Source organism: Williamsia soli, from assembly GCF_017377795.1.
In the GTDB taxonomy this organism is placed as follows: Bacteria; Actinomycetota; Actinomycetes; order Mycobacteriales; family Mycobacteriaceae; genus Williamsia; species Williamsia soli.
Window position 1 is genome coordinate 76,908 of sequence record NZ_JAFRDR010000007.1, and the last position, 16,877, is coordinate 93,784.

Below are 16,877 nucleotides of genomic sequence, written 5' to 3' on the forward strand. Positions count from 1 at the left end.
ACGCACGCTCCGACATCACCACTTAGGCTGTCCTCATGAATCGGGTGCGGGTCTTGGTGATGCTCTTTTTCGCGGGTGCGATGTTGTTGGTGGGTGCGTGTGGCGGTGACGACGCGAAGTCGCCTACCGAGAGTCCCGGATCGGTGGCGCTGCCCGATGATTTTCCCGAGCAGGTACCGCTGATCGAGGGCTCGGTACTCGCTGCCGGGGGAACCGCGCAAGAAGGCTGGAACCTCACGGTGGCCGGTGCTGTGGACGCCGGTAACCCGTTCGACAACGCATCCACCCAACTCACCGACGGAGGCTTCACCGAGGAGTTCGCGCGGGAAGAGGGCGGACAGACGGTGAAGGGGTACTCCGCCGACAAGGACGGGAAGACCTACACCGTGGTGATCGGCACCACCGCGGGGTCGGCGGTCGGACCGAACTCCATCACGTACCTGGTGTCCGTACGGTGATCTGATCAGCCGCCGCGCTTGTCCGCGTACTGACGCAGGTACTCCACCTGCTCCGGATCAAGGGACGGGCGGACCTTGTCCCGGGCGACGGCCACGTCGTCGGCCGTGACGGTGGCGGCATCGATGTTGCGGCGCATCGCCGCAAGCGCGGCTTCTCGCAGCAGTGCCGCGCAGTCTGCGGCGGAGTAGCCGTCGAGGGTCTGTGCGAGCTCGTCGAGACTGATCTCCTCGGCCAGCGGTACCGACTTGCTCGAGGTCCGCAGGATGTCCCCTCTGGCCGCGGCGTCGGGTGGTGGGACGAACACGAGACGTTCGAGCCTGCCCGGACGCAGCAGCGCCGGGTCGATGAGGTCGGGCCGGTTGGTCGCCCCCAGCACCACCACATCGCGCAACGGCTCGACCCCGTCGAGTTCGGTGAGCAGTGCGGCGACCACGCGGTCTCCGACGCCGGAGTCCGACGACTGGCCGCGGCGCGGCGCCAGCGCGTCGATCTCGTCGAGGAAGATCAGGGACGGGGCGGATTCGCGGGCGCGATCGAACAGGTCGCGCACCGCCTTCTCCGAGGAACCCACCCACTTGTCCATCAACTCGGCGCCCTTGACGCTGTGCACACTGAGCTGTCCGGACGCGGCCAAGGCGCGGACCACGAACGTCTTGCCGCAGCCCGGGGGGCCGTACAGCAGCACCCCACGCGGTGGGTCGACGCCGAGGCGGGTGAAGGTGTCGGGATGACGCAGTGGCCACAGGACGGCCTCGGTGAGTGCCTGTTTGGTCTCCACCATGTCGCCGACGTCTTCGAGGGTCAGACTGCCCACCGCCACCTCTGGTGAGGCCGAACGGGAGACCGGCCGGATCACCTCGAGCGCCCCGGTCAGGTCGGACCCGATGAGCTTGGGTGGTTCGCCGTCCCTGGCGCTGCGGGCAGCTGCTCTCAACGCGGCTTCACGGGTCAGGGCTGCGAGGTCGGCAGCTACGAAACCCGGCGTCCGCGAGGCGATCTCGGCGAGATCGATGGTGTCGGTCGGGACCTTGTCGAGCAGTGCGGCCAGTAGGCCGCGACGTATCTTGTTGTCGGGCAAACCGATCGAGAGTTCGCGATCGCAGAGATCTGGATCGCGTAGCCGCCGATCGAGGTTCTCCGGGGCGGAGCTGGTGCAGATCAGCGCCACCCGGGGGGCGGTGATCGCCACCCTCAGGGCGTCGAGGATGAGAGCCGAGACGGGATCGGCCTCGGCCGGCAAGAGCGCTTCGGCGTCGCTGATCAGCAGTACGGCGCCGTTCTCGGTGGGACGAGAGACCAGTTGCTGTACCGCGGCTTTCACAGCAGCGAGGCGGCCCGATGCCTCGACCGCACCGGCGACCGGACCGTCGAGACAGATGAGTTCGCGACCTGCGCACACGGCCCTGGCGACGGTGGCCTTGCCGACACCGGGTGGGCCGGTGAGCACGACACCCAGGCGGGCCTGGGCGCCGAGGGCGGTGAGCAGTTCCGGATTGTCCAGGGCGAGCCCGAGCCATTCGGTGAGTTTGTCGACCTGCGCGTCGACGCCGACGAGTTCGTCGACCGTTCGGGGTGGCGGAGGTGGTGCTGCCGCAACGGTGGCGGCGGGGGAGGCAGGTGCAGAGGCGGACGGGCTCGCCGACGACGGTATCGGCAGTGCGGCGCTCTTGTCGGCCCAGAGCACCGCCGTATTGGGTTGCACACTCACCGGACCTGCGGGTTCCGCGCTGACCACCGTCAGCAATTCATTGGTCCAGGTGATGCCGACCGAGCGGGCCAGCGTGCGCGTCGCGTCCGACGTCGCGAAGTCGGGGCCGAGGTCGCGGGGTAACAGTGAGACCACGTCCGCGGCGGACACCACCTTGCCGAGCAGCGCGCGGCGCAGTGTCGGTTCGTCGACGGATTCGGAGGTCAGCGACGACCCTCGGACGACCACGCGAGTGGCCCCGTGTACGACGGTGGGCGAGAGGACCACGGGAGCATCGGCTTTGAGTCCGGCGTTCGACAGCGTCAGCTCGTCGAGCAGAGCGTTGCCTGTCGGAGCCGAGTCGCTGGTGGCGGCGATGACCGCGGCCGTGGTGCGGGATCCGATGACGGCGACGCCATCCCACTCGCGCAACGCCAGGGCCGCCAGTACCTCCGGATGCACCCGGACGATTCCGCGGCGGGCCTCGGCCGCGGAGAGGTTGAGTCGTGCGGTCAGCGTCAGTTGCGGCGATGCGGCGGTCACCTCAGCAAAACTACCGGCAATTGCGGAAAACCCCGGTCCATGGGAGGACTACCGGGGCGGCCCGCCCGGACGCCGCAACCCCAGACGCGCAGCCGACTTGGTCGGTCGGCCGCGACGGACCTGGCGGATCGCCCGGCGCTCGGCACGCCGCTCCCTCGGATGGAAGTCCCAGGTTTCGGGCCGGCTCGCCACCCAGCGCTTGGTGCGCCAGGCGAACGGGATGTGCGCCAGGTAGATCCCGATGGCCACGACCATGAGCAGATACGGATAGGTGAGCAGCGCAGCGGCGAACAGCGCGACCCCGATGAGCACGAGCACGAGCGCATTCGGCGGCACCGCGTAGGACTTCAGCGAGGCCGTGGGCAGCCGGCTCACGGCGAGCAGCGCCACGAACGTCATCCACCCACCGACGAAGGCGTCGGACGTCCACCAGCCGGTTCCGAACTGCTGGTCGAGGGCGATCGGCAGGATCGCGATGAGGGCGGCCGCAGGTGCGGGCACCCCGACGAAGAAGTCCTTGGTGTACTGCGGCGAATCGTCGTCGTCGATCAGGGTGTTGAACCGCGCCAGTCGCAAAACGATTGCACAGCAATAGATCAGCGACAGCAACCAGCCGACGTCGTTGCCCTGCAGCATCAGCACATACAGGGTCAGCGCCGGTGCGACGCCGAAGTTGATCGCGTCGGCGAGCGAGTCGAGTTCGGCACCGATCTTGGTGGTGGCGCCGAGCAGCCGGGCCACCCGGCCGTCGAGGCCGTCGAGCAGGGCCGCGGCCGCGATCATCGCGACGCACAGATGGATCCGGCCGTCGAGGGCGAACTTGGCTGCCGACAGGCCGGCGCAGATGGCGAGCACGGTCAGCGCCGACGGGACGAGCAGCTTGCCGGTGTTCAGGGTGCCGGAGCGGCGGGGTCTCGACCGGCGCGGTAGCGCCTGCGGAACCCGGTGGGTGGTGCGGCGAGCAGGTTCTCTCCGTACGGACTCTTTCATGTCAGATGAGCCAGCACTGTCTCCGCACCGACGGCCCGCTGGCCGACGGCGACAAGGGGGGTGGTGCCCTCGGGAAAGTAGAGGTCGACGCGGGAGCCGAACCGGATCAGACCGTAGGTGTCGCCGAGGGTGACGGCATCACCGGCGCGGGCGTCGCAGACGATCCGGCGCGCGATCAGGCCCGCGATCTGGACGACGGCGATCTCGGCGCCGGCATCGGCCCGGATCAGCATCGAATTGCGCTCATTGGCCTCGCTCGCCTCGGGCAGGTCGGCGCTCACGAAGGTGCCCGGTCGGTACTCGACGGCCTCGACCGTCCCCGCGACGGGGATGCGCTGGACGTGGACGTCGAAGATCGACAGGAAGATCGACACGCGTGGTCGGGGCGTGGCAGGCAGTCCCAGCTCGGCGGGTGGCGCGGCGTGATCGACCAGGGCGACCTGTCCGTCGGCCGGGGCCACCACCACACCCTGGGCGTTGGGTGGCACCCGATGGGGGTGGCGGAAAAATGCTGCGGTCGCCAGTGCCGCGACGGTCGCCGGGGTGCGGATCCACCCGTGCCTGCGGCCCAGGATGGCCACGGCCGCCGGCGCGGCGACAAAGGGGATTCCGCCGCGGTGTAGTGGCGGCACGGTTTCGCGGACGAGGTCGGCAAAGTGTGCCAGGCGGGTCGTCGGCTCGGATTCGGTCGGCTTGGGGCGTCTGGCCATGGGTCCCATTGTCGCAGGCGGCGTGCTCGCGTCGACCGTTGCGATCATGTCTTGTCCGAATTCGGCTCCGTGAGCTGCCACGAAGGGCAGATTTCCCTCGGTCGGCGCCCTCGGGGACGAATGTGGCGGGTGTCCGCGCACACCTCGAACCGGGTCAGTCTTCGAGCAGTAGGACCTCGATGGTGCTCCCGGCCTCGACGCGCTCGACGTCGGCCGCGATGTCGAGCAGCGCATTGGCGGACGCCATGAAGGCCAGGTGATGCGAGCCGGGTGGGCCGATGGGTTTGACGATCGCACCGGCGCCGACGATCTCGAGTTCCCCGCGCCGGAACTGCCGTTTGCCCGGAGGGGAGGTGAAGGACTCGGTGACCTGGGCGTGCGCCGTCCTGCGCCCCGGGCGCAGGCCCATCGCGGCGCGCAGTGGAGGTCGAACGAACACCTCGAACGACACCTGGGCGCTGACCGGGTTACCGGGCAGCGTGACGATGGGGACCGCGGTGCCTGCCGCGCTGGTGTAGTGCCCGCAACCCTGCGGCATACCGGGTTGCATCGCGACCTTCGTGAACTCGACCCCGTGGCCGGTGAGCGCGTCCTTGACGACCTCATAGGCGCCGGCACTGACTCCGCCGGAAGTGATGATGAGGTCCGCGCCCTGCTCGCGGTCGACGTACTCGTCGAGTCTGGCGCGGAACTCGTCGACGCTGTCGGGAACGAAGTGCACCTGTTCGGCGAACGCTCCCGCTTCGGTGGCGGCAGCGGTCAGCATCGCGCCGTTGGATTCGTAGATCTGCCCGAACTCGAGCGGCGTCCCGGCCGGGACGAGCTCGCTGCCGGTCGAGAGCACCAGAACGCGCAGTGGTGCGAAGACCTGGACATGTGAGAGTCCCAGCGCGGCCAGCAGCCCCAGCTGTGGTGCGTGCAGCACCCTGCCGGCGGTCAGTGCGAGGCGGCCGGGTGCGATGTCGGAGCCGGCGGACCGGATCGCCGCCCCGGCGTCGACCGCGGCGTAGATCCGGACCTCGTCGACTCCACCGTCGGTTTTCTCGACCTGGACCACCGCGTCGGCGCCGGCGGGCAGGGGTGCGCCGGTCATGATCCGGTGGGCCGTACCGGCGGAGAGGGTGAGGCGATCGGTGCGACCGGCCGGGATGTCCTGCGCCACCGGCAGGATCGCAGGATCGTCGTCCGTCGCCGCGGCGATGTCTGCGGCCCGCACGGCGTAACCGTCCATCGCGGAATTGTCGAAACCAGGCAGGGACAGCGTCGCGGTGACGTCCTCTGCGAGCACCCGCCCCAGGGCCTCGCTCGCGGGCAGGGTCACGGTTCGGGGTGCCGCGAACAGCGCGTTGACGTGCTCCTGGTGTTCGGGAACGCTGCGCATCAGGCCTTCACTTGGTAGGTCGAGAGGAACATCGCCAGGGACAGCGCGGTCTTGGAGATCTCGCCTGGGTCCACGCTCTCGTTGGGTGCGTGGATCCGGCAGTTCGGTTCTTCGACGCCGAGCAGCGCGATCTCGGCGCGAGGGCAGATCTCGGACAGGACGGTGCACAGTGGAATCGAGCCGCCCTGCCCCGAGAACAGCACCTGCGAACCGTAGGCCTTGCTCATCGCGGTGATCAAAGCGGTGTAGCCCGGACCGTCGGTTGTTGCCGAGAACGGTGCGCCGGTTGCCAGCACCTCGACCTCGACCCGTGCGTGCCACGGGATGTGCCGGTGCAGGTGGGCTTCGAGCGCGGCGGCGCCGGCCTTCGGATCCGTTCCTGGTGGCACCCGCAGGTTCAGCAGGGCCGCAGCGCGCGGGTTGATGGCGGCAGGGGCGTCGGAGGTCGGTGGCGCGTCGAGGCCGATCACCGTCACCGCAGGCCGGGCCCACACCATTTCCGCGGGTGTGCCCGAGCCCAGCAGATCCACGCCGTCGAGCGTCGTCGAGTCCGAGCGGAACTCGCGTGGGTCGTAGGACGCTCCGGGCCAGGCCTGGTCGCTCGGCAGACCGTCGATGGTGGTGTTGCCGTCCGCGTCACGCAGGGTGGCCAGGCCCGCGATGAGCGCGGCGAGTGCGTCCGGCGCGGCACCGCCGAACTGGCCTGAATGCACTTCGGAGCCAAGAGTTTGCACAGACACCCGCACCGCGGCCATCCCGCGCAGACTGGTGGTGAGGGTGGGGACACCGGGGGCGACGTTGCCGGTGTCGCAGATGAGGATCATGTCCGCGTCGAACAGTTCGGGACGCGCGCGGGCCAACCGGTCGAGACCTTCTCCGCCTGCCTCTTCCGATCCCTCGATCACCACCCTGATACCGACGGGCGGCAGCGGGGAGAGAGAACGCAGCGCGGTCAGCAGCGCCACCACGTTTCCTTTGCAGTCCGCGGCGCCGCGGCCGTACCATCGCCCGTCCCGTTCGGTGAGGGCGAACGGCGAGGTCTCCCAGAGCTCGTCCGGGCCGGCAGGCTGCACGTCGTGGTGTGAGTACAACAGCACGGTGGGCGAGCCGGGCGGCCCAGGTTGGTATCCGAGGATGGTCTGGCTGCCGTCGGAGGTGTCCATCACCAGGGAATCGATCCCGGCATCGGAGAAAGCACCGCGAACCCAGGCCGCGCTGGCCCGGCAATCGTCCCGCTTGTCGGGGTCGTCGTGCACGGAGGACAAGGCCACCAGATCCGCGAGATCTGAATGTGCGCGGGACATCAAACCGTTCACGCGTTTGGACAGGGTCGAGAGCTGGTCGGCCATGGCCCCCAGCATGCCGCAGTGACTCGGAGACGACCAGCGTTCGGCGAGGTGTTTTGGACCTCGCGTCGGTGTTCGGGCCTATGAGACCGGCGGCCCGTCGTGCGACGGTCCCGCGGCAGGACTAGGTTTCTCAGGTATGGCTGAAGGGTTGCTACTCGACATCGACGGGGTGATCGTCACCTCGTGGCAGCCGCTGCCCGGTGCGGTCGAGGCCCTCCAAGCCGTCGCCGACTCCGGTATCCCGCGAATGTTCCTCACGAACACGACGTCGCGGTCACGCGGCCAGATCGCCGACACCCTCACCGATGTGGGCTTCACGGTGCGCGCGGATGAAATCCTCACCGCGGCCGTGTTGACCGCCGAGTATCTGCGGTCGCGTCATGCCGGCACCCGAGTCGTCGTCCTCAACGAAGGCCCGGTGACCGAGGACATGGACGGGGTGAATCTGGTAGACGACGATCCGGAGGTCCTCGTCTTCGGAGGTGCGGGACCCTCGTTCACCCACGACGTACTCTCGCGTGCTCTGGCCTGGATGCTCGAGGGCGTACCGGCCATCTCGATGCATCGCTCGTTGACCTGGGCGACCGCGGGCGGGCCGAAAATCGATACCGGGGTCTACCTCGAGGGGCTGCAGAAGGCGACAGGCAAGAAGATTCCCGCGATCGGGAAACCGTCGCCGCTGGGTTTCCGGTCGGCGGTCGAGATGCTCGGTGTCGGGGATCCGTCCGGGGTGGTCATGGTCGGTGACGACGTGTACAGCGATGTGCTCGGGGCCCAGAAAACCGCGATGACGGGCGTCCTGGTGCGGACCGGCAAGTTCGTCCCGGAACAGCTCGACGCATTGCACAAGGACGAGTTCGGGCAGGTCCCCGATCACGTCATCGACTCGATCGCGGACCTGCCCGACCTGCTCGAGAAGCTCTGACAACACAATCCCACCCGTTCCAGGCACAACCAGTTGTTGCAGCAGGTGGGTGTGCCCGGAACGGGTGGGTTTGTGCGGGGCGCGGTACTAGCGGACCGCAGCCTTGATCTTGCCCAGCGTCTGATTCATCCCGTCGACGAGTTCGGCGTCGAATGGCTTCTCGCCGCCCATCGCCACGTTGATCAGCACCTGAGACACCTTCTTGGTGTTGTTGGGCGCCTCCCGACGTTCGGTCAGCGTCACGCCGTCGCCGGTCGGCGTGATGGTGAAGCTCCAGATGCTGCCGTTCTCGGTGATCCGGTAGGCGATCTCTCTGTTCGGCTCGAACCGCACGACCTTGGCGGTGGTGGGCCAGACCAGCAGTCCGCGCTTGTTCACGTTGATGGTCTTGGTCCCCAGGGTCACCGGCCCGCCGCCACGCACGACCACCTTGCGGCACTGCGGGCTCCATTCACCCATCCGCTTGAGGTCGGAGACCAGCTCCCAGACCTTCTCCGGGGATGCCTTGATCTCGGTGGACGCTTCTAGCAGTGGTGCAGCCATGTGTCTCCTGTCTGGTGCTTACTCGTCAACGAACGTTGTCACTATCCGATCAGGATCTTGTCATAGTCGCCGACCTGGTCCGACAGGGTTCTCAGATGTTCCGCCGCGCCACCGAGCGTGTGCTCGATCGCCAGCAGCCGGCTCACGTAGTGGCCTACGGGATATTCGGCGGTGATGCCGATGCCGCCGTGCATCTGGATGGCCTCCTGGCCGACCTTGCGCGCCGAGCGGCAGACCTGGAGCTTGGCACGCGAGGCGATCACCGGATCGACCTCGCCCTCGGCGAGGGTCACCGTCGCGTACAGGCTCAGGCTGCGGGCGAGCTCGACGAGAACGTACATGTCGGCCGCGCGATGGGTGAGCGCCTGAAACTTCGCCAGTGGCACACCGAACTGCTTGCGCTGCTTCAGATAGTCGGTGGTGAGCCGCAGGGTCTGCTCCATCGCGCCGACCGCCTCGGCGCAGAGAGCCACCTGCGCAACGACTTCGGCCTTGACCAGAGCGGCGTTGACGGTCGAGCTCCGCTTCGCTTCGTCTCCGGCCGTGTCGCCCGAATCGAGCAGGGTCGCGGGCGCATCCTGCAGGTCGATCTCTGCGCCGCGCCGTGAATCGTGCGTCCGGAAGTTGGTGCGCGTGACGCCGTGCGCATCGGCGTCGACCAGGAAGAGCCGGATCTCGTCGTCGAGGCGGGCACTGACCACGAGCACGTCGGCGGAATCGCCGTGCAGGACCGGGTTCTTGCGGCCGGTGAGGGTGTGACCATCGCCTGATGCGGTGGCGGTGGTCGAGACCGCGGTGTGGGGCCAGCGATCGCCGGGTTCGGTGTGCGCAAACGCGCCCAGCAGGTCACCGGAGGCCAGTTGCGGCAGATACTTCGACTTCTGGTCTGCGCTGCCGACATCGGCGATGAGACCGCCCGGGATCAGGACGGCATCGAGGAGGGGTTCGGGGGCGAGGGCGCGGCCGAACTCACCGAGCACGGCAGAGATCTCCTCGGGGCCCGCGCCCATCCCACCGTCGTCCTCGCTGAACGACAGGCCGAGAATTCCGATCTCGCCCAACGACTTCCAGACGTCCCGACTCCACCCGAGGTCGGTGTCGGTCACGTCGCGGAGTTTCTCGAGGTCGTAGAACTTGGTCAGGACGTCGCGCGTGGTGTCGCGAAGGAGGGTCTGTTCTTCGTTGTATTCGAAATCCATGGTGAAAGGCAGTCCTTCTGGTGTGCGGCCGGGGGTCTACAGGCCGAGGATGGAAGACGCGATGATGGTGCGCTGTACCTCGGACGAGCCGCTGTAGATCGACACCTTGCGGAAGTTCAAGTAGGTCGGCACCGTCTCCTGAGCCCAACCGGGTGAGGCGATGTCGGCGGCGTTGACCGCCAGGGAGTCGACTCCCGCGAGGTCGGCGAGCAGCTCGGTCGAGGCCTGCTGCAATTCGCTTCCGCGCAGTTTGAGGACTGACGAGACGGGGTCGGGCTTGCCGTCGGCAGATGCCGCGACGACTCGAAGCTGCGTCAATTCCAGTGCCAGCAACTCGTTTTCGAGTTCGGCCAGGCGCGCGGCGAACAGCGGATCCTGCAGCAGGGTGCCGTCACCGACAGGCGTTTTGGCCGCGAGTTCTTTCGCCAGGGTGAGCCGGTTCTTGGTGATCCCGACCCGGGTGACGCCGGCCCGCTCGTTGCCGAGCAAGAATTTAGCGTAGCCCCAGCCGGCGTTCTCTTCGCCGACGAGGTTCTCGACCGGGACGCGCACGTTCTCGAAGAAGACCTCGTTGACCTCGAAACCGCCGTCGATCAGCTGGATGGGACGGACGGTGACGCCCTCGGACTTCATGTCGATCAGCAAGAAGCTGATGCCGGCCTGCCGCTTCGGTGCGTCGGGGTTGGTGCGCACCAGCGCGAAGATCCAGTCGGCGTACTGCGCCATCGTGGTCCAGGTCTTCTGGCCGTTGACCACGTAGTGGTCGCCGTCGCGGACGGCCTTGGTCTTCAGCGACGCGAGGTCGGACCCGGCCTCGGGCTCGGAGAATCCCTGGCACCACCATATGTCGAGGTTGGCCGTCGGGGGGAGGAACCGTTCCTTGAGCTCCTGCGAGCCGAAGTTGGCGATGACCGGTCCGACCATGTCGGCGTTGAAGGCCAGCGGTTCGAGAACCGAGGCCAGGTTCATCTCGTTCTGCCAGATGTGCTTCTGCACCGGGGTCCAGTCTTTGCCGCCCCACTCGGCGGGCCACTTCGGGACGGCCAGGCCGTGCTCGTTGAGCTTGCGCTGCACGGCGATCATGTCGTCCGGCCAGATCGAGGTGCCGGCCGCGGCGCGCTCGCGAATTTCCTTGGGGATTTCGGTGGTGAAGAAGGTGCGCATTTCCTCGCGGAAGGCGACATCTTCGTCGCTGAGTTTGAGATGCATGGTTCCTTGATACTCCCGTTCGTGTACCCGCGTATGACACTGATCACATAGAGCGACCCGCTCATCGAAACAAAGTTTTACTCGTCGGTCAAACTGTGGTTTACCCGCGGGGTCGATGCCATAAACTGCGCGGATGGCAGGAGTCCGGCACGCTTCGGTGGGGAAGTCCCCGCGTCGTAGCAACGGCAATCGTCCGAGCGACGACGCATTGCTCGACGCGGCCAGGGACGTCTTCGATGTGACCGGCTATCACGCGACGTCCATGGAGGCGATTGCGCAGCACGCGAACTCGACGAAACCGACGCTCTACGCGCATTTCGGGAGCAAGGAACAGCTGTACCGCGCAGCCTTGGAGCGGGAGGCAGCTCAGTTGCGAGGATGGCTCTTCGAGGCGTACGAGTCGGTGGCCGGCCTGACGATGGAGGAGCAGGTCAGGGCCGATATGTTGGCGTTCTTCCGCTACGCCACCACGCATCCGACGGGCTTCGGGTTGCTCTTCGGCGACACCGGGTCGGGGCCGGCCGCCGAGGTTCGCGACGACCTGGTGCATGCCATCACCGATCAGATCGCGGTGCGGATCAGGGCGTACTACATCCAGCGCCGCCTTCCGCCACCGGCGCAGAGCGCGGAACTACTGGCGTCGATGCTCGTGGGTATCGCCATCCATGGGGGGCGGCAGGCGTTGCTGCTCTCGCTGCCGCCCGCCGACGTCGGGGTGTTCGCGACGGCGCTCGCCCATGCGGGGTTGCAGCATCTCGCCCCGGCGCAGATGGAAGCCATCGACGAGCTCGGGTGACGCGGGTCGCGCGCCAGATGTGGCGGGCAGGTGCGTTCACCGGCAATGTCCCCGCGACCACTAGCGTGTTCACCGTGAGTATCGACAACCATCGTCCGCTGTCGGCGTCTGATCGCGTCGACGATCGGACCGTGGTCGGCGACATCGACACCCGACGGTTGCCGATGTACGAGGCCGGTGCCATCGACGTCCCGTTCGTGATCGCGGGCATGTACGAGAACGTCTCGCGCGACACCCTGTGGGAAGAGCACTCGCATCCCACCCACGAACTGCTGTGGAGCGAGCGCGGCGCGTCGTCGGCGACCATCGGACCGCGGATCTGGACCATCACTCCGGCAATTGCTCTGTGGATACCGGCAGGAGTCCGGCATTCGGGCTGGACGCCGGGCGGAACCTTGCTTCGCGCTGCGCAATTCAGCATCGCGGCCGTGCCGTCCATTTCGCCGGGGCCGGTTGCCGTGGAAGCCTCGCCGTTGCTGCGTCTGCTCCTTGATCGGCTCACGGTCGACGACATCGACGCCGATTCCCGTGCGATGACCGAGACGATGGTGCTCGACATCCTGGCCCCCGCTCCCAACGAGCTGCTGCTGCGGGTTCCCGAGTCGGCACTGCTGGCGCCGATCGTTGCCGCGGTCGGTGCCGACCCGTCCGACGGGACACAGTTGGCCGAGTGGGCAAAGCGACTAGGGGTGAGCGCCCGCACGATCACGCGCGCTTTTCTTGCCGAGACCGGAGTCGGGTTCGCCCGGTGGATTGCCACCGCACGCGTGCAGCACGCGATCACGCTGCTGGCCGAGGGGGAAGACATCGACGACATAGCGTTCACGGTCGGGTTTCGTTCATCCAGCGCGTTCGGGACGGCCTTTCGGCGGGTCACCGGGATGAGTCCGGGGCGCTTCCGTGAGCAGTGAACGGGCGCGCTGATGCGTCGCGCTTGTCCGTTTCGCTAAAAACAGTGTCGTAAATGCTTGATTGCAAACTCTTTAAGGAGTACCTAGCCTTCTGTTAGGTAATCCTTACCGACCTTGCCGTAGCCGGCCGGACGATCGTCCGCACCCTACGGACGTCTTCACCTTTAGTTTGTTGATCGAAAGGGATCCATGTCTCGCGCACCGAAGCTGGTGGCATTGGCAGCAGCCGCACTTCTCACCGTCGGAATCTCCGCGTGCTCGTCGTCGAACGACGACAACGGCAGTGGTGGTGAATTCGAATCGATCACCATCGAACACGCGCTCGGCACGACGGTCATCGACGAGAAGCCCGAGCGGATCGCCACTGTGAACTGGGCCAACCAAGAGGTGCCGCTGGCACTCGGGGTGGTGCCGGTGGGAATGGCGGCCGCGAACTTCGGTGATGACAACGGCGACGGCATCCTGCCATGGGTCGATGAGCGTCTACAGGAACTCGGCGGAGAGCCGCCCGTACTGTTCGACGAGACCGATGGCGTGGACTTCGAGGCGGTCGCCAACACCAATCCGGATGTGATCCTGGCCGCGTACTCCGGTCTGACGCAAGAGGACTACGACACCCTCAGCGAGATCGCACCCGTCGTGGCATTCCCCGAGACCGCGTGGGGCACCCCGTGGCGCGAGATGATCCAGTTGAACAGCCAGGCCATGGGAATGGCTGCAGAGGGTGAGGAGCTGATCGCCTCGCTCGAGAACGAGATAGAGACAGCTGTTGCCGAGTTCCCTGCACTGCAGGGCAAGTCGGCGATGTTCCTGACCCACGTCGACCCCTCTGACCTGAGCGAGGTCAGTTTCTACACCACGCATGACACCCGTCCGATGTTCTTCGAAGACCTGACCCTGACGACGCCGGCCAGCATCGCCGCTGCCTCGGCCGAGACCGACAAGTTCTCGCTGACCCGCAGCGCCGAGCAGGTCGACGGCATCAGCGATGTCGACATCATCGTCACGTATGGCTCGGATGAGCTCATCGCCGCGCTGAAGGCCGATCCGCTGCTGTCGCAGATCCCCGCGGTTGCCAACAATGCGATCGTGAGCTTGCCGAGCACCCCGCTGGGCACCGCCGCGAACCCGACCCCGCTGTCGATCTCCTTCGTGTTGAACGACTACCTGGAGATGCTCGCGCAGGCCGCTGACAACGCGCAGTGACCAGCAGTAACCCCGGTTCCATCACCGAGGCCCCGGCTCTCCCGGGCGTCGCCGCCGTGCGACGCCCGCGGAGGGTCCGGGCGCTCGGTCTCCTCGCCGTCACTGCAGGACTGCTGGTCCTCGGGATCATCTCGGTGAAGGTCGGATCCAGGGACGTCGACTGGTCCGACGTGTTCACCGTGCTCGGCGGGAACAGTTCCGGACTCGATCAGGCCGCCGTCGAAAAGCGGATACCGAGAACACTTCTGGCGATGCTCGCCGGCGCCGCGCTCGGTGTCTCCGGGGCTGTGATGCAGGGCGTGACCAGGAATCCGTTGGCGGACCCGGGCATTCTGGGCGTCAACATGGGAGCGGCGCTCGCCGTGGTCGTCGGCATCGCCTATTTCGGGCTCGACACCGCATCGGGCTTCATCTGGGTTGCCATCGTCGGGGCCGGTATCGCCGCGGTCTTCGTCTACTGCGTCGGATCCCTCGGCCGTGGGGGAGCGACCCCACTCAAACTCGCCCTTGCCGGTGCCGCGACATCGGCAGCTCTGGTGTCCTTCGTCACCGCAGTTGTGCTGGGACGCAACGATATCGCCGACACCGCGCAGTCGTGGCGCATCGGTGGGGTCGGCGGGGCGACGTATTCCAGCATCGAGCAGGTGCTGCCCTTTCTGATCGTGGGATGTGCGATCTCGCTGTTGTCTGCGCGTGGCCTGAACTCGCTGGCCCTCGGCGACGATCTCGCTGCTGGTCTGGGCGAGCGGGTTGCCCTGGTCCGGGGAGCGTCCGCGATCGGTGCGGTGATCCTCTGCGGCGCCGCGACCGCTGTGTGCGGACCCATCGCCTTCGTCGGTCTGGTGGTCCCGCATGCCTGCCGATTGATCGTCGGTGTGGATCACCGCTGGCTGCTGCCGTTCTCGGCGATCACCGGCGCCGCGTTGTTGACCGCAGCCGATGTGCTCGGCCGCATCGTCGCCCGTCCTGCCGAGATCGACGTCGGCATCTTGACCGCGCTGATCGGAGCCCCGTTCTTCATCTACATCGTCCGCCGGCAGAAGGTGAGTGCGCTGTGACGGCCGGAGTGGAGAAACCGGCCCGTGTCCTGACCGCCGACGACATCGCGTCGCGGCGTCGCGGGCGGGGTGTGCGGCGACGTGTGGTCATCGCAGTGCTCGCTGCGCTTGTCATTGCGGCCTTTGCGATCTCGCTCATGTTCGGCCAGACGTTCTATCCGCCGGGCGATGTCCTGCGGGTGATCTTCGGGGAGCAGGTGCAGGGCGCGACGTTCACCGTCGGCCGGCTGCGACTGCCTCGTGCCGTGCTGGCCGTGATCACCGGTGCCTGCTTCGGCCTCGCCGGCGTCACATTTCAGACCATGCTCCGTAATCCGCTGGCCAGCCCCGACATAATCGGGATCAGTGCCGGCGCCAGTGCGGCAGCGACATTCGCGATCGTGACGCTATCCCTCGGTGCCACGCAGGTCTCCGCCTTCGCGATCGTCTCGGGCCTCGCGATCGCACTGCTCATCTATGTGCTCTCGTTCAAGAACGGCGTCGGTGGTACCCGGCTGATCCTGATCGGCATCGGCATCGCCGCGATGCTCCACAGCGTCACCGACTACCTGCTCGACCAGGCGTCCCAATGGGATCAGCAAGCCGCGATGCGCTGGCTCACCGGCAGCCTCAACGGCGCCTCGTGGACACAGGTCGTGCCCGTGGTGGTCGCGCTGGTGATCTTCGCCCCGATCCTGCTCGGTCAGAGCCGCAACCTCGACATCTCGCGGCTCGGCGATGACACCGCGTCGGCGCTCGGCGTCCGGGTCAATCGGCTGCGACTGATCGTCATCGTCGCCGCGGTCGGTGTTTTGGCCTTTGCCACCGCCGCAGCCGGACCGATCGCGTTCGTCGCGTTTCTGTCCGGACCCATCGCCGCGCGTCTGGTCGGACCGAACGGCTCGCTGGTGATCCCGTCGGCACTGGTCGGCGCGCTGCTCGTGCTGGTCGCCGACTTCGCCGGACAGTTCGCCTTCGACACCCGTTTTCCCGTCGGGGTGGTCACCGGGGTACTCGGTGCCCCCTATCTCATCTATCTGATCGTCCGTACCAACCGTGCCGGAGGCTCGCTGTGACCACCGACCATAGTCTCGTCGTCGAAGGACTGACCCTCGGTTACGGCGACCACACTGTCATCTCCGAACTCGATCTCCTCGTACCGCCCGGCAAGGTCACGGCGATCGTCGGCGCCAACGCCTGCGGGAAGTCGACTCTGCTGCGGTCCATGTCGCGCCTGCTCGCACCTCGGGGCGGCCGGGTGTTGCTCGACGGCAAAGAAGTTCACCGGACGCCCGCCAAACAATTGGCCCGCACCCTGGGCTTGCTGCCGCAATCGCCGATCTCGCCGGAGGGCATCACAGTCGCGGACCTGGTGGGCAGGGGCCGCCATCCGCACCAGGGGATCTTCGCGCGCTGGAGCCGCGAGGACGACGAAGCCGTCGCCGATGCTCTGACCGTCACCGAAACGGCCGTGCTGGCCGATCGCCCGGTCGACGAACTGTCCGGTGGACAGCGCCAACGGGTCTGGATAGCAATGGCTCTGGCTCAACAGACGGATCTGCTGCTCTTGGATGAGCCGACCACGTTTCTCGACGTCAGTCATCAGATCGAGGTCCTTGATCTGCTCACCGACCTCAATCGGAACCGCGGTACCACCATCGTGATGGTGCTCCATGACTTGAACATGGCCGCACGCTACTCGGATCACCTCGTCGCACTGGCAGACGGAAAGCTGCACGCCGCAGGCGATCCTGCAGAGGTGCTGACAGAAGACAATGTTCGCGCGGTCTTCGGACTCGACAGTCAGGTGATCGCAGATCCGACGTCCGGTAAGCCACTGATGCTCCCGCTGGGCAGGCATCACGTCCTCAACGAGCTCTAGCGGGTCCCACAAAAGCACACCGTTCAGTCATATACACACGTCGCAACGTG

At 66.9% G+C, this 16,877-nt stretch carries 16 protein-coding genes; 8 read left to right on the forward strand and 8 right to left on the reverse strand.

Translation table 11 applies throughout. The features are described 5' to 3' along the window. Nucleotides 1-35: 35 nt before the first annotated feature. Nucleotides 36-458 carry a hypothetical protein gene (locus J3S28_RS18680; protein ID WP_207842242.1) on the forward strand — a complete coding sequence of 141 codons (423 nt, stop codon included), beginning with the start codon at nucleotides 36-38 and terminating at the stop codon, nucleotides 456-458. Nucleotides 459-463: 5 nt separating this feature from the next. Here J3S28_RS18680 and J3S28_RS18685 read toward each other — a convergent pair whose 3' ends face one another. The 5 genes from J3S28_RS18685 to J3S28_RS18705 all read right to left on the reverse strand — a co-directional run bounded on the left by J3S28_RS18685 (nucleotide 464) and on the right by J3S28_RS18705 (nucleotide 7,119). Continuing rightward, on the reverse strand, nucleotides 464-2,689 hold the full coding sequence (locus tag J3S28_RS18685; RefSeq protein WP_207842243.1) for an AAA family ATPase: 2,226 nt from the start codon (nucleotides 2,687-2,689) through the stop codon (nucleotides 464-466). Between the two features lie 48 nt (nucleotides 2,690-2,737). Then, nucleotides 2,738-3,679, reverse strand: a complete 942-nt coding sequence (locus J3S28_RS18690; protein ID WP_207842244.1) for a CDP-alcohol phosphatidyltransferase family protein — start codon at nucleotides 3,677-3,679, stop codon at nucleotides 2,738-2,740. Further along, nucleotides 3,676-4,389 carry a phosphatidylserine decarboxylase gene (locus J3S28_RS18695; protein ID WP_207842245.1) on the reverse strand — a complete coding sequence of 238 codons (714 nt, stop codon included), beginning with the start codon at nucleotides 4,387-4,389 and terminating at the stop codon, nucleotides 3,676-3,678. The genes J3S28_RS18690 and J3S28_RS18695 overlap by 4 nt, the downstream gene beginning before the upstream one ends. Before the next feature lie 154 nt (nucleotides 4,390-4,543). Further along, a complete protein-coding gene (gene moeA, locus J3S28_RS18700; protein ID WP_207842246.1) occupies nucleotides 4,544-5,770 on the reverse strand; it encodes a molybdopterin molybdotransferase MoeA in 1,227 nt (408 codons plus the stop codon). Continuing rightward, entirely contained in the window at nucleotides 5,770-7,119 is a 1,350-nt protein-coding gene (locus tag J3S28_RS18705; RefSeq protein WP_207842247.1) for a dipeptidase, read from the reverse strand. The genes moeA and J3S28_RS18705 overlap by 1 nt, the downstream gene beginning before the upstream one ends. Before the next feature lie 136 nt (nucleotides 7,120-7,255). Between J3S28_RS18705 and J3S28_RS18710 the strand changes: the two genes are divergently transcribed. After that, nucleotides 7,256-8,044 carry an HAD-IIA family hydrolase gene (locus J3S28_RS18710; protein ID WP_207842248.1) on the forward strand — a complete coding sequence of 263 codons (789 nt, stop codon included), beginning with the start codon at nucleotides 7,256-7,258 and terminating at the stop codon, nucleotides 8,042-8,044. Between the two features lie 87 nt (nucleotides 8,045-8,131). Here J3S28_RS18710 and J3S28_RS18715 read toward each other — a convergent pair whose 3' ends face one another. The 3 genes from J3S28_RS18715 to J3S28_RS18725 are packed head-to-tail and all read right to left on the reverse strand — an operon-like array spanning nucleotide 8,132 to nucleotide 10,995. Next, nucleotides 8,132-8,587, reverse strand: coding sequence for an SRPBCC family protein (locus J3S28_RS18715; RefSeq protein WP_207842249.1), 456 nt, complete (start codon nucleotides 8,585-8,587; stop codon nucleotides 8,132-8,134). 41 nt (nucleotides 8,588-8,628) lie between these two features. After that, nucleotides 8,629-9,786 (reverse strand): acyl-CoA dehydrogenase family protein, encoded by a 1,158-nt coding sequence (locus J3S28_RS18720; RefSeq protein WP_207842250.1) that lies wholly within the window; start codon nucleotides 9,784-9,786, stop codon nucleotides 8,629-8,631. Between the two features lie 36 nt (nucleotides 9,787-9,822). Beyond that, nucleotides 9,823-10,995 carry an acyl-CoA dehydrogenase family protein gene (locus J3S28_RS18725; protein ID WP_207842251.1) on the reverse strand — a complete coding sequence of 391 codons (1,173 nt, stop codon included), beginning with the start codon at nucleotides 10,993-10,995 and terminating at the stop codon, nucleotides 9,823-9,825. 133 nt (nucleotides 10,996-11,128) lie between these two features. On the opposite strand from J3S28_RS18725, the gene J3S28_RS18730 reads away from it, so the two are divergent. From J3S28_RS18730 to J3S28_RS18755, 6 genes are all read left to right on the forward strand, one after another. Continuing rightward, on the forward strand, nucleotides 11,129-11,791 hold the full coding sequence (locus tag J3S28_RS18730; protein WP_207842252.1) for a TetR/AcrR family transcriptional regulator: 663 nt from the start codon (nucleotides 11,129-11,131) through the stop codon (nucleotides 11,789-11,791). 74 nt (nucleotides 11,792-11,865) lie between these two features. After that, a complete protein-coding gene (locus J3S28_RS18735; RefSeq protein WP_307797255.1) occupies nucleotides 11,866-12,702 on the forward strand; it encodes an AraC family transcriptional regulator in 837 nt (278 codons plus the stop codon). Between the two features lie 189 nt (nucleotides 12,703-12,891). Continuing rightward, nucleotides 12,892-13,908 carry an iron-siderophore ABC transporter substrate-binding protein gene (locus J3S28_RS18740; RefSeq protein WP_207842253.1) on the forward strand — a complete coding sequence of 339 codons (1,017 nt, stop codon included), beginning with the start codon at nucleotides 12,892-12,894 and terminating at the stop codon, nucleotides 13,906-13,908. Between the two features lie 56 nt (nucleotides 13,909-13,964). Next, nucleotides 13,965-14,966 (forward strand): FecCD family ABC transporter permease, encoded by a 1,002-nt coding sequence (locus tag J3S28_RS18745; protein ID WP_307797275.1) that lies wholly within the window; start codon nucleotides 13,965-13,967, stop codon nucleotides 14,964-14,966. Continuing rightward, nucleotides 14,963-16,021, forward strand: a complete 1,059-nt coding sequence (locus tag J3S28_RS18750) for a FecCD family ABC transporter permease (RefSeq protein ID WP_372436028.1) — start codon at nucleotides 14,963-14,965, stop codon at nucleotides 16,019-16,021. The genes J3S28_RS18745 and J3S28_RS18750 overlap by 4 nt, the downstream gene beginning before the upstream one ends. Further along, nucleotides 16,018-16,827: an ABC transporter ATP-binding protein gene (locus J3S28_RS18755; protein ID WP_207842254.1), complete on the forward strand. Its 810-nt coding sequence runs from the start codon at nucleotides 16,018-16,020 to the stop codon at nucleotides 16,825-16,827. Before J3S28_RS18750 ends, J3S28_RS18755 begins: the two co-directional genes overlap by 4 nt. The last annotated feature ends 50 nt before the right edge of the window (nucleotides 16,828-16,877 follow it).